General features: G+C 74.8%; 11 protein-coding genes. 9 read left to right on the forward strand and 2 right to left on the reverse strand.

Going from position 1 to position 12,366, the window contains the following annotated elements; translation table 11 throughout:
* Positions 1 to 58 precede the first annotated feature (58 nt).
* Genes OHA86_RS14840 through OHA86_RS14875 form a run of 8 tightly spaced genes read left to right on the forward strand, consistent with a single transcriptional unit; the run spans position 59 to position 9,149 of the window.
* Positions 59 to 1,153: an ABC transporter permease gene (locus OHA86_RS14840; protein WP_329175695.1), complete on the forward strand. Its 1,095-nt coding sequence runs from the start codon at positions 59 to 61 to the stop codon at positions 1,151 to 1,153.
* Positions 1,150 to 2,052 carry an ABC transporter permease gene (locus tag OHA86_RS14845; protein ID WP_329175697.1) on the forward strand — a complete coding sequence of 301 codons (903 nt, stop codon included), beginning with the start codon at positions 1,150 to 1,152 and terminating at the stop codon, positions 2,050 to 2,052. The genes OHA86_RS14840 and OHA86_RS14845 overlap by 4 nt, the downstream gene beginning before the upstream one ends.
* Positions 2,052 to 2,918: an ABC transporter ATP-binding protein gene (locus OHA86_RS14850; RefSeq protein WP_329175699.1), complete on the forward strand. Its 867-nt coding sequence runs from the start codon at positions 2,052 to 2,054 to the stop codon at positions 2,916 to 2,918. The genes OHA86_RS14845 and OHA86_RS14850 overlap by 1 nt, the downstream gene beginning before the upstream one ends.
* Positions 2,915 to 3,982 (forward strand): ABC transporter ATP-binding protein, encoded by a 1,068-nt coding sequence (locus tag OHA86_RS14855; RefSeq protein WP_329175700.1) that lies wholly within the window; start codon positions 2,915 to 2,917, stop codon positions 3,980 to 3,982. Before OHA86_RS14850 ends, OHA86_RS14855 begins: the two co-directional genes overlap by 4 nt.
* Complete coding sequence (locus tag OHA86_RS14860) at positions 3,963 to 5,627, forward strand: ABC transporter substrate-binding protein (RefSeq protein WP_329175701.1); 1,665 nt, start codon at positions 3,963 to 3,965, stop codon at positions 5,625 to 5,627. The genes OHA86_RS14855 and OHA86_RS14860 overlap by 20 nt, the downstream gene beginning before the upstream one ends.
* Entirely contained in the window at positions 5,624 to 7,054 is a 1,431-nt protein-coding gene (locus OHA86_RS14865) for an amidase (RefSeq protein WP_329175703.1), read from the forward strand. Before OHA86_RS14860 ends, OHA86_RS14865 begins: the two co-directional genes overlap by 4 nt.
* Positions 7,051 to 8,178, forward strand: coding sequence for a ring-opening amidohydrolase (locus OHA86_RS14870; RefSeq protein WP_329175704.1), 1,128 nt, complete (start codon positions 7,051 to 7,053; stop codon positions 8,176 to 8,178). Before OHA86_RS14865 ends, OHA86_RS14870 begins: the two co-directional genes overlap by 4 nt.
* Entirely contained in the window at positions 8,175 to 9,149 is a 975-nt protein-coding gene (locus OHA86_RS14875) for a hypothetical protein (protein WP_329175706.1), read from the forward strand. Before OHA86_RS14870 ends, OHA86_RS14875 begins: the two co-directional genes overlap by 4 nt.
* 62 nt (positions 9,150 to 9,211) lie before the next feature.
* Here OHA86_RS14875 and OHA86_RS14880 read toward each other — a convergent pair whose 3' ends face one another.
* Positions 9,212 to 9,769, reverse strand: coding sequence for a TetR/AcrR family transcriptional regulator (locus tag OHA86_RS14880; RefSeq protein ID WP_329175708.1), 558 nt, complete (start codon positions 9,767 to 9,769; stop codon positions 9,212 to 9,214).
* 118 nt (positions 9,770 to 9,887) lie between these two features.
* Between OHA86_RS14880 and OHA86_RS14885 the strand changes: the two genes are divergently transcribed.
* Positions 9,888 to 10,712: an enoyl-CoA hydratase/isomerase family protein gene (locus OHA86_RS14885; RefSeq protein WP_329175710.1), complete on the forward strand. Its 825-nt coding sequence runs from the start codon at positions 9,888 to 9,890 to the stop codon at positions 10,710 to 10,712.
* A 634-nt stretch (positions 10,713 to 11,346) separates the two neighbouring features.
* Here OHA86_RS14885 and OHA86_RS14890 read toward each other — a convergent pair.
* The gene (locus OHA86_RS14890; protein WP_329175711.1) at positions 11,347 to 12,324 is read right to left on the reverse strand and encodes a quinone oxidoreductase family protein; all 978 of its coding nucleotides are present in this window, start codon (positions 12,322 to 12,324) and stop codon (positions 11,347 to 11,349) included.
* Positions 12,325 to 12,366: the final 42 nt, after the last annotated feature.

The raw sequence follows: 12,366 nt of genomic DNA on the forward strand, positions 1-12,366 counted from the left end.
CCGCAGTGCGGAATCAACGTTTCCGTCTCACGGAAATCAGTGACGAGGAAGGAGCGCGATGGCTGTCTCCGACATCGCGGTGACCGGGCCGCCGCCGGCGGACGCCCGGCCGCGGAGGCCGTCCCGCCGACGCCTGCCGCGTGGCGCACTGCTGCTGGTCGCCCGCAAGTTGGGCGGCGCGCTGCTGGTGGTGTGGGGCGTGGTCACCTTCACGTTCGTCGTCGCCCGTGTCGTGGCGCCGGACCCGACGGGGCTGCTCGTACCACCGGGCGCGAGCGAACAGGCCCGCGCCCAGGTGCGCTCGTCACTCGGCCTGGACCACGGCATCCCGCGGCAGTACGCCATCTATCTGCGCGACCTGCTGCACGGAGACCTGGGCACGTCCTTCGGCACCGGGCAGGCCGTGCGCGCCGACCTGACCGGCCGGCTGCCCGCCACCCTCGAACTCGCCGTGCCCGCCCTGGTCATCGGCGTCCTGCTCGGCACGGTGCTCGGCGTGATCAGCGCGGTGCGCCGCGGCAAGGCGGCCGACCACGTGATCCGGGTGGTCACCGTGGCGGCGCTCGCCATGCCGCAGTTCTGGCTCGGCCTGGTGCTGCTCTCGGTCTTCTTCGTCCACTTCGGCTGGCTGCCGGGGCCGATCGGCCGGCTGCCGGCCGGCGTCGCGCCACCGCCCGACGTGACCGGCAGCTACGTCGTCGACGCGGTGCTGGCCGGCCGCTGGCACACCGCCTGGCAGGCGGTGCTGCAACTGGTGCTGCCCTGCGTCGTCCTGGTCTGCGGCATCTTCGCGCCCATCACCCGGGTGGCCAGGTCCGGCATGGTCGAGGCGCTGCGCAGCGAATACGTCAGGACCGCGCACGCCTACGGCTTCAGCCGCACCCGGATCCACCGCAGTTACGCGCTGCGCAACGCGCTGCTGCCGGTCATCACCATGATCGCCGGCGGTGTCGCCTTCGCCTTCACCGGCGCGGTGCTGGTCGAGGGCGTCTTCGGCTGGCCCGGCATCGGCCAGTACGCCCTCACCGCCGTCCAGCAGTCCGACTTCCCGGCGCTCCAGGGCTTCGTGCTCTACGCGGCCGTCGTCTATGTCGCGCTGTACGCGCTGGTCGATCTCGCCTACTCGCTGGCCGACCCGAGGATCCGCTCATGACCGCCCCGGCCCCCCTGCCCTCCGCGGACGGCCTGTCCGCCGCGCCCGCCGGGCCGCCCGCAGCGCCGGGCGGCACCGCCCGCCGGCTGTGGCGCCGGCTGCCCGGCGCCGACTCGGCCGCCGTACGGCTCGGGCTCGGCCTGATGGTCCTGCTGCTGACCGCCGCCGCGGTCGGCCGGATCTGGACGCCGTACGACCCGCAGCAGCCCGGCGTCGGGCTGCCGTACCAGGCGCCCGGCGGGCAGCACTGGTTCGGCACCGACCAGGCCGGGTCCGACGTCTTCTCCAAGACGCTCGCCGCCACGTGGACCGACCTGTGGCTGACCCTGGTGGCGGTGGCCATCGCCTTCGCGGTGGGCAGCGTGCTGGGCGCGGTCGCCGGCTACTGGGGCGGCTGGGCGGACGCGGTGATCATGCGGGTCACCGAGATCCTGCAGTCCTTCCCCGCGCTGCTGCTGGCCCTGCTGCTGGTCACCACACTCGGCTCGGGACTGCTCAATGTGATCGTGGTCGTCGCCTTCGTCGGGCTGCCGGGCTATCTGCGGCTGCTGCGGGCCGAGGTCAAGGGCCGCAAGTCGTGGGAATTCACCGAGGCCGCCATCCTGGCCGGCAACAGCGGGCGCCGGGTGCTGGCCAGGCACCTGGTGCCGAACGGCCTGGCGCCGCTGGTGTCCTACGCGGCCGTGAACGCCGCCTGGGTGGCGATCGTGGTGTCCAGCCTCGGCTTCGTCGGCGTCGGCATCGAACCGGGCAGCCCGGAGTGGGGCTCGATGATCGCCGGCGGCAAGGACTCGCCGGACGCGTACTGGATCTCGCTCTTCCCCGGCCTGGCCATCCTGCTGCTCGCCGGAGCGTTCTATCTCCTCGGCGACGGCCTCATCGAGCGGGAGGACCACTGATGACGTCCGGCGCGACCGCGGCCGGCCGGGCCGCACCCGGCACCGCCGCCACAGCCGCGGGCACCCCGCTGCTCACCGTCTCCGGCCTGTCCGGCGCCTTCCGTACCCCGCACGGCGAACCCACCGAGGTGCTGCGCGACATCAGCTTCGAGGTGCCGCGCGGCCGGATCACCGCGATCGTCGGCGAGACCGGCAGCGGCAAGTCGCTCACCGCGCTCACCGTGATGGGCCTGTGCCCGCCGCGGCTCACCGTCCGGGGCTCCATCACCTTCGACGGGCGGGAACTGCTCGGCCTGGGCGAGGACGGCTACCGCGAACTTCGCGGCTCCGGCATCGCGATGGTCTTCCAGGACGCCCGCTCCTCGCTCAACCCGGTGCTCACCGTGGGCCGCCAGCTCACCGACGTGGCCCGGCTGCACCGCGGGGTGAACAAGCGGGCGGCCCGCGACCTGGTCGCCGAGGCCCTGGCCCGGGTGCGGATTCCCGACCCGCGGCGGCGGATGGCGCAGTATCCGCACCAGTTCTCCGGCGGCATGGCGCAACGGGCGATGATCGCCATGGCGCTGCTGTGCCGGCCCCGGCTGCTGCTGCTCGACGAGCCCACCACGGGACTCGATGTCACCACCCAGGCCGACGTCATGGAACTGGTCGTGGAACTGGCCGGGCAGGACGGGCTCACCGCGTGCCTGGTCACCCATGACCTGGGCGTGGTCGGCGAGACCTGCGACCGGGTGGTGGTGATGCGGCACGGCACGGTGGTCGAGGAGGCCGCCGCCGCGGACTTCTTCCGCGCGCCCCGGGCCGAGTATTCGCGCGTCCTACTGGCCGCCAACCGCCTGGCCGACGAGCCCGGGAGGCCGTCATGACCCCACCGCCCGTCACCTCACAAACGCCGACACCGGCCGAGCCCGTGCTCGAAGTCGACGGCCTGTGCACCGAGTTCACCGTACGCAGCCGCGGGCTGCGGCACACCCTGCGGGCGGTGGACGGGGTGGACCTGGTGCTGCGGCCCGGCGAGACGCTGGCCGTCGTCGGGGAGAGCGGCTCCGGCAAGTCCACGCTGGCCAGGTCGATCCTGCGGCTGGTCGAGCCGGCCGCGGGCCGGGTGCTGGTGTCGGGCCGGCCGCTGGCGGACTACCGCGACCGGCGGGAGGTCTACCGGGATGTGCAGATGGTCTTCCAGGACCCCCGCTCGTCCCTCGACCCCCGGCAGCGGATCCGGGCCATCCTGGACGAGCCGCTGCGGCTGCACCTGCGGATGCCCGCCGAGCGGCGGGAGCGCCGGATCCGCGAACTGCTCGCGGCCGTCGAACTGCCCGAGACCGTACTGGACCGGCGGCCGGCCGCGCTGTCCGGCGGGCAGCGGCAGCGGGTCGGTATCGCCCGCGCGCTGGCCGTGGAGCCCAGGGCCGTCATCCTCGACGAACCCACCGCCTCGCTGGACGCGTCCACCCGCGGGGTGGTGCTCGACCTGCTGGCCCGGCTCCAGCGGGAGACCGGCCTGGCGTATCTGCTGATCTCGCACGACCTCCAGGCCGTACGGCGGATCGCGCACCGGGTGCAGGTGATGTACGTGGGCCGGGTGGTGGAGTCCGGCGCCACCGAGGACGTCCTGCGGCACCCCGCCCACCCCTACACCCGGGCACTGCTCGACGCGGCGCCGGTCGCCGTGCACGGCGGCCACACCAGGACCGTCCGGCTCAGCGGTGAGAACCCCGGCCCCTTCGACCTGCCGGCCGGCTGCGCGCTGGCTCCCCGCTGCCCGCTGGCGGAGGAGTCCTGCCGGGCCGGCCGGCCCCCTCAGCTGTCCTTCGGCGGCACGCATCTGGCCGCCTGCCCCGTCACCCACCGGCAGGTCGCCGCCGACCTCTCGGCCACAGGTAGTGAGCGTAGAGAGAAGGAACACCCCGATGACCCCGATGACCAGTGAATCCCGGCGGCGCGTCCGCCTGCTGACCGCGACGGCCGCGGTCGCGGCCGGCTCGCTGCTGGCCGCCTGCTCCTCCTCCTCGGCCGGCGGTACGGGCCACGGCGCCGCCAAGGCGCCCGCCGCGCTGGTGGCGGCCTGGCCGAGCGACATCTCCACGATGGACCCGGGCAACGTCAACACCGACCAGGACAAAGAGCTGGCGATGAACGTCTACCAGAACCTGGTGGGCTACAAGACCGCCGCCCAGGGCGGCCACGCGGTCTCCGCGGGGCTCGCCGCGTCCCCCGCGCTCGCCTCCTCGTGGACCTTCGCCGCCGACACCGTCACCTTCACCCTGCGCCCGGGCCTGAAGTTCTACCCCAGCGGCAATCCGCTGACCGCCACCGACGTCGTCTGGTCACTGCAACGGGCGCTGAAGCTGAACGGCGCCGTCGAGCTGAACAACAGCGGGGTCTTCGACGCGAGCCAGATCACCGCGCCCGACGCCGGCCATGTGGCCATCCGCTACCGCGACGACAGCGGCAGGCCGGTCAAGGCCGGCGACGTCAACGTGGCGACGCTGCGTACGTGCTGGTACGGCATCGTGGACTCGGCCGCCGCCCGCCGGCACGCCACCACCGCCGACCCGATCGCCGCGGCCTGGCTCAAGGACCACGCGGCCGGCACCGGCCCCTACTACGTCAAGAGCCGGCAGAACGGCCAGTCGCTCGACCTCGCCGCGGTGCCCGGCGCCGCCCTGGACCCGCCGAAGTTCGGCGCGGTGACCCTGCGGGTCGTCAACGACGGGAACGTCTCGGCCCTGGTGCGCGGCGGCAGCGTCAACATCGCCCAGTACGGCCTGAGTCCGCGCGACACCCAGTCGCTCAAGTCGGCCGGCTTCCGGGTCGAGCACGCCGACACCTCCAGCTACCTCTACCTGCAACTCGCCTCCGACGCGGGGCCGTTCAAGGACCCACTGGTCCGCAGGGCGGTCGCCGAGGCGCTCCCGTACGACGCACTGGTGAAGAACGTCTACTACGGGCAGGCCGAGCGCGCCGACTCCTACGTCAGCGCCGGTGCCGCCGGCTACAACCCGGCGTGGAAGGCCTACGGCGACCAGGGCCGGGCCAAGTCCCTGATGGCGCAGGCCGGGAACCCGGCGGTCAGCACCAAGCTCCGCTACCCCAGCGAGAACACCGACTTCGCCACCGCCGCCCAGCTGATCAAGAGCGCGCTCAAGCCGATCGGCATCGACGTCACCCTCCAGCCGCAGACCTCCGCCGCGCTGATCACCGGCATCATCGGCCGCGCCACCGCCAAGTCCGCGGGCGGCGCCACCGACGGGATGGTGCTCACCACCTTGTCGACGTACGTGGAGGACGCCAAGACCCCCGTCAAGCTGTGGAGCGTGACCGGCGGAGTGGTCAACTTCGCCCGCACCAGCCTCCCGGAGATCGACCGGCTGCAGAACCAGTACGCGATGGCGCCGCCCAGCCCGGCGCGCGACCAGGCCTACCGGCAGATCCAGCAACTGGCCGCGCAGGACGTTTCCTTCCTGCCGCTCGTGGTCACCGGCAGGACCCTGGTCAGCGCCTCGGGTGTGACCGGGCTGACCTTCACGCCCGAGCCGGTCACGCTGTACTGGACGCTGGGACCCGCCAAGTGACCGCCGGGGCACCGCGATCGGCCCCCGGGTCGGAGCCGCCGCTCTGGCAGTGGCCGGCGGCCCGGCTCGCGGCCGGCTACGCCGAGGGCTCGACCACCCCCGACGAGGTGCTGGCCTCGGTGCTCGCCCGCGCCGACGAGGTCGACGGCGTGCTGAACGTCTTCGCCCACCGCGCCGACGACCCGGCCCGCGCGGCGGCGGCGGCCAGCACCGAGCGGTGGCGCCGCGGCGCCCCGCTGGGGCCCTACGACGGTGTGCCGCTCACCGTGAAGGACAACATCCCGGTCGCCGGGATGCCCTGCGCCTGGGGCAGCCGGCTGTTCGCCGACCACGTGCCCGAGCGCGACGAGTTGTGCGTGGCCCGGCTGCGCGCGGCGGGCTGGGTGATCCTCGGCAAGAGCAACGTCTCGGAATTCACCCTGGGCCTGGGCAATGTCAGCACCCCGCTGCACGGCACCACACGCAACCCGTGGGATCCGGCGCTGACCACCGGCGCGTCCACCGGCGGCGGCGCGGCGGCGGTCGCCGCCGGCGTCGGCCCGGTGGCGCTGGGCACCGACGGCGGCGGCTCCATCCGCTGGCCCGCCGCCTACTGCGGGCTGGTCGCGCTCAAGCCGACGCTGGGCAGGGTCGCCCGCTTCGACGGGCTGCCCACCGTGCTGCACGACCTGGAAGTCGTCGCGCCGGTCGGCCGCACGGTGGACGACGTGGCGGCGCTGCTGGCCGCCGTGGCGGGGCCCGATCCGCGCGACCGCCGCTCGCTCGGGGTGCCCGAGGGACGCGGGCACGGCGGCGGGCCGCTGCGGATCCGGCTGGTGGAACGCTTCGGCGACCACCCGGTGGACGCGGCGGTCGGCGCGTCGCTGCTGGGCGCCGCCGACCGGCTCGCCTCGCTCGGCCACCGGGTGGCGGCCGGCCCCGTACCGTTCGACTTCGCGCGCTTCGAGCGGCACTGGCGGACCATCGGCACGACCGGGCTCGCCTGGCTGCTGCGCGACCGCGAGGGCTGGCAGGACGCGGTGGGCGACATCTACCCGCCGATGGTCGAGCACGGCAGGTCGCTCACAGCCGTGGACTACGTGGCCGCGCTGGACGCCTTCCGCGACCTGTTCGCGCAGCTCGCGGACTTCTTCACCGGTACCGACCTCCTGCTCACCCCGGTCGCCGGGGCGATGCCGTGGGCCGCCGACCGGATCGCGCCGCCGCACCAGCGGGTCTTCACCGGCATCGCCAACGCCACCGGGGTCCCCGCGCTCAGCCTGCCGGGGCCGCCCGCGCCCGGCGGCCTGCCGGTCGGCTTCCAGCTCATCGGCCGCTACGGCACCGACCGCGCGCTGCTCGACCTCGCATCCGACTACGAGGCGGCGTACGGCTGGGCCGACCGCAGGCCCGACCTCGCCGCCCAGACGAAAGGCGCCCGCGCATGACCGTCAGGATCGACTCCTTCGACACCGCGGGGCCCGGTGACACCGACGCCCTGGTGTCCCGGCTCGCCGCGTACGACCCGGCACGGATACGGCGGCTCGCCCTGCTGGTCAAGACCGAGGGCAGCGCCGAGGTCAACGACTTCTCCCGCGAACTCGCCTCCTGGCGGGCCCGGGAGGCGGTGCTCGCGCACGGCGGTGCGGCGCTGCTCGACCGTACGGTCCTGCTGCACTCCACCGGCGCCGAGGGCGCGATGACGCCGTTCGGCTACCTGTTCGCGGACCTGGCCGACGACCCCGCGGACCACCCCGCCGACCTCGCCGCCCCGGAGCCGGGCGCGCATGCGGAGCCGGACGCCGCACTTGCCCTGGGCGTCGGGCGCAGCCGCGAGGTGCGCGGGGCGGAGATCGGCACGGCCGGGCATGTGGCGCTGGCGGAGGCCGCGGTCGCCGAGGCGGTGGCCGACGCGGGGCTGACCCCGGACCAGGTCGCCCTGGCCCTGGTCAAGACCCCGCTGACCGGCCACGACGAGCCGACCCGGGTCACCTCGGCCGCGGCCAAGGCGGTCGGGGCGCTGGGATCGGCGCTGGCGCTGGGCGAGGTGGACCGTACGGCGGTCGTCCCCGCGGCCTTCGGCCGGGACACCGGCCTGTACTCCCGGCGGACCATGGTCTTCTCCAGCTCGGAGGCCGACCGGGTGGAGGTCCTGGTGCTCGGCAACCGGCCCGGCGCGGCCGGCGGTCTGCGGATCGCCTCCGGCCTGCTCGCCGACGTCCTCGACGCCCCCGGCATCCGCCGGGTCCTGGCGGACGCGGGCGCGGACCTGGCGGCGGACGGCACGGTACGCGAGCCGGACCGGGTCGCCGCCCTGCTGGTCAAGGCGGGCCACCGCTCGGACGGCACGCTGCGGGGCGCCCGTACGACCGTGCTGACCAGCCAGTTGGACCCGGACAAGCACATCAGGGCGGTGATGAGCGGGGTCGCGGGCGCGGTGCTGGGCAGCGGCCGGATGTTCATCTCGGCCAATTCCGTCCACCAGGCCCCCGACGGCGGCGGCCTGTGCGTCGCTGTCGTCGGCCCCGCCGCGGGCGGTACGGGCCGGCGCGCGGCCGGGGGTGGCGCATGAGCGTGTCCGCCCTCCCCCTGGTCGGCGAGGCCGACGTACGCCGGGTCGTCACGGTCGCCGACGCCCTCGCGGTGGTCGAGCAGACCTACGCCGACTTCGGCGCGTCCCGCCTGTCCCTGTCCAGCCCGGCGATCACCCGGCTCGGCGACGGCGCCCGCGGCTTCGGCCTCAAGGGCGCGCTGCTCGACCGCTACGGCGTCGCCGGGGTAAGGATGACGCCGACCCACACGCAGGGGCGCAACAGCTGGTGCCTGGTGCTGGAGACCGAGTCGGGCCGCCCGCTGGTCGCCGTCGAGGAGACCTGGCTGCACCGGCTGCGTACGGCCGCCTCCGCGGCGGTCGCGGCCCGGCTGCTGGCCCGGCCCGACAGCAAGGTGCTGACCCTGGTCGGCGCGGGCCGGATCGCCCGCCTGGTGCCGGCCGCCTTCGCGGAGGCCTTCGACCTGGACGAGATACGGGTCGTGGCGCGCGGGGCGGCGTCGGCGGCGGAATTCGCCGCGCGGCAGGCCGTACCCGGCGTCACCGTCGGCGCCGCCGCCCATCTGGACGACGCCGCCCCCGGCTCCGACATCGTCGTGGCGATCACCTCGGCCGGGACCCCGGTGGTCCACCCGCGGCATCTGGCGGCCGGCGGCACCCTGATCGGGCTGGGCGGCGGCGCGGAGATCTCGGCCGCGACCCTGACCGGCGAGGGGGCTTCCGGGGCTTCCGGGGCGGGTCCGGTGGACCGCTTCTTCGTGGACGACCTCGGCTACGCCCGCGAGAGCGGCTCGGTCGCCGGCTGGCTGGCGGCGGGCCTGTCGCCGGAGACGGTCGGCGTCCACCTCACCGGCCCGCTGCCCGCGGTCGCCGCGGGCCTGCTGCCCGGCCGCACCTCCCCCGGCGACCGGGTGCTCGCCGTCGTCCAGGGCGTCGCGGCCTGCGATGTGGCGCTGGCCTGCCTGACGATGCGCCGCCTCGGCATCGCCTGACCCGGGCGGTACGGCGGATGGAGCGGCCCGGGGGCGCGCATTCGGGCTGCTCAGGCTGCCGCTCAGACCGCGATGCCGGTACGCAGCAGGCCGAGCAGCCGGGCCGTCGGGTCGGTGCCTGGCGGGGACTGCTGGGCGGCCCAGGCGACGGCGGTGGTGAGGGAGAGGAGTTCGCCGACGGTGAGGTCGGGGCGGATCGCGCCGTCGCGCTGGGCGCGGGCCAGCAGGCGGCCGGCCCCGTCCCGCATGCCCTCGCAGGACTCGTGGAGGCTCGACGTCTCGTCGCGGAGGGCGGCCAGCAGGGAGGCGGGCAGGCCCTGATAGCGGGCGAAGGCGGCGGCGAACGCGAGCAGCCACTCCGCGAGGGCGTCACTGGGCGACTCGGCGTCGAGGAGGACGCCGGCCCGGTCGGCGAGGTCTTCGAGCCCGTGCCGGAAGGCGGCCTCGATGAGCGCGTCCCGGGTGGGGAAGTGCCGGTAGAGCGTGCCGATGCCGACGCCGGCCCGGCGGGCGACGTCCCGCAGCGAGACATCGGTGCCGTGCTCCGCGAAGGCGGCCCGTGCCTCGCTGAGCAGCCGCTCGTAATTGCGCTGCCCGTCCGCGCGCTTCGTGTCGGACATCGGTTCCGCCTCCCGGAGTTGCCATCCGGAGCACCGCTCCGGATATAGTCGGAGCGGTGCTCCGGATGTTCCAGCCTAGCCGGTGCGCCCACCCGGCGACGCCCCGAGGAGCTCCGTCATGCCCGCGATCCCCGACGACTGGCAGGCCCGCAACGGCCGCTACGTCCCCACTCCCCGCTTCGAGGACTACGCCGAGAAGTACGCCGACCACTTCGTGATGACCCGCCGCGACGGCATCATCGAGCTGCGGATGCACACCCGGGGCGGCCCCGCCGTCTACGGCATGGGCATGCACAACGCCTGGGGCCAGGCCTGGCAGGAGGTCGGCAGCGACCCGGACAACGAGGTCGTCGTCCTCACCGGCACCGGCGACGCCTGGCTCGCACCCGGCGACCCGTCCCGGCTCGGCGAGCTGATGCGCGAACCGCGGCCCGACAACTTCGCGTACCGCACCTACCTCGACGCGATGAAGCTGCTGGAGAACCTGGCCTTCGCCATCGATGTGCCGACCATCGCCGCGGTCAACGGCCCAGGCGCGGGCCACACCGAATTCGCCCTGCTCTGCGACATCACGCTGTGCTCGCAGGACGCCGTCTTCGCCGACACCCATCTGGCGGCCGGCGTCGCGCCCGGCGACGGCATGCACCTGGCGCTGCAGGAACTGCTCGGCACCAAGCGCGCCGCCTACCACCTCTACACCGGCGCCCCGATCGACGCGACCGCCGCGCTGGACTTGGGCCTGGTCAACGAGGTGCTGCCGACCGAGGAGTTGCTGCCGCGGGCGTGGCAGTTGGCCGAGGCGATCCGCTCCCGCCCGAAGGCCGCACGGCGGCTCACCCACGCGATTGTGGCCCGGCCCTGGAAGCGGCGGTTGGTGCAGGACTTCGGCTTCGGCCTGGCCCACGAGATGTTCGGCATCTCGGCTGATCAGGTCTTCGGCTGAGCGGACGCGTGCGGGTGCCCCGCAGCACGCGGGAACTCAGCCCCCACCTACCGTCACGCCCGGACGGACCGCACGCCCCCTGGGGCGCGGGGAACCGCGCGCCCAGCCCCCACCCACCGTCACGCGACGGAGCACCGCCACCACCCCAGGGGCGCGAGGAACGGCGCGAGCAACCCACCACCTACCGTCACGCCCGGACGGACCGCACGCCCCCTGGGGCGCGAGGAACGGCGCGGCCAGCCCCCATCGGGGGCGCGGGTCGCCACCGACCCGGAGGGGCAGATCGGTCCGCCCCGGACCACCGGCCGGTGACCGGCTGAGCGCGCAGTTCCCCGCGCCCCTGGTGCGCACCCCCCTACGCGCAGGAACCGCAGAAGCACCGCAGCCCAGGGCGCACCCCCCTGCCGAAGGGAACCGCACACCCCCGCGCCCGGGGAAGGCGCACCCGCCGACGCAGCCGGCACCCCCCAGCCCCCCGCCCCTGGGCGCCCCCCTTACGCGGAGGCACCGCAGAACACCGCAGCCCAGGGGGGGCACCCCCCTGCCGAAGGGGGACCGCAGAACCCCCGCGCCCGGGGGAGGCGTACCCCCGGACGCAGCGGCAGCCCCGGGCCCGCGCCAGCGGAAGGGGGCGTCAGGTAAGCCTCGGGTTCACAGCGACAAGCGTTTTGCCCACGTTGCGCCCCGCCTGCATCGCAGCAAGCGCGTCAGCCGCGCGGGACAACGGTACTTCCGCCGTGACGTCCAGCCGGATCGCGCCCGACGCGAGCAGGGCGAAGGCGGACAGCGCGTGGCCGCGAAGGGTGCGGGGGGCGCGGCGGGCGAGGTCGCCGATGTTGTAGCCGGTCAGGGAGCGGTTGCTCTTCCAGAACGGCAGCACGGGCAGCGTGAGGTCGGGCTGCCGCGCCGCCTCCCCGTAGACGGCCAGCCGCCCGAACGGCGCCAGCAGGGCCAGGCTGGCCAGCCGGGTCCTGCCGCCGACCGGGTCGAGGACGACATCGAGGTCGCGCAGCCGGTCGGCGAAGGTGTCCCTGAGGTGGATCGCGTCGTAGCCGAACCGCTTGGCGTACACCGCCTTCTCCGCCGACCCCACCGTCCCGTAGACCGCGGTGGCGCCCAGCGCGCGGGCGATCTGCGCGGCGGCCGAGCCGACGCCGCCGGCCGCCGCGTGGATGAGGACGGTGTCGCCGGCCCGCAGCCTGGCCGCTCCGGTCAGTACGCCGTAGGCGGTGGTGAGGACGAGGGCCGCGCCGCCGCCGTCCCGCAGCGATATCCCGTCCAGCGGGAAGACGAACTCGGCGGGCGCGACGGCGTATTCGGCGTAACCGCCGCCGTCCGGCAGATACGCGGCGACCGGGTCGCCGACCGCGAGGCCGCCGACTCCCGGCCCGACGGCGGCGATCCGGCCCGACACCTCAAGCCCCGGCACATCGATGTGGCGCGGCCCCTGCGGCGGGCCGAAGTCGCCCAGCACGTGCTGGAGTTCGCCGTAATTGACGCCGGCGTACGCGACCCGGACCAGCACCTGCCCGGCGCCTGGCACCGGAGCCGCCAGCTCCACCTGCCGCAGCACCTCGGGGCCGCCGTTGACGTCGAATCCGACCGCGTGCACGCGCACTCCTCTCCCTGGCCGCCGCGACCACATCGCGGCGCC

The organism is Streptomyces sp. NBC_01477 (genome assembly GCF_036227245.1).
GTDB lineage: Bacteria > Actinomycetota > Actinomycetes > Streptomycetales > Streptomycetaceae > Actinacidiphila.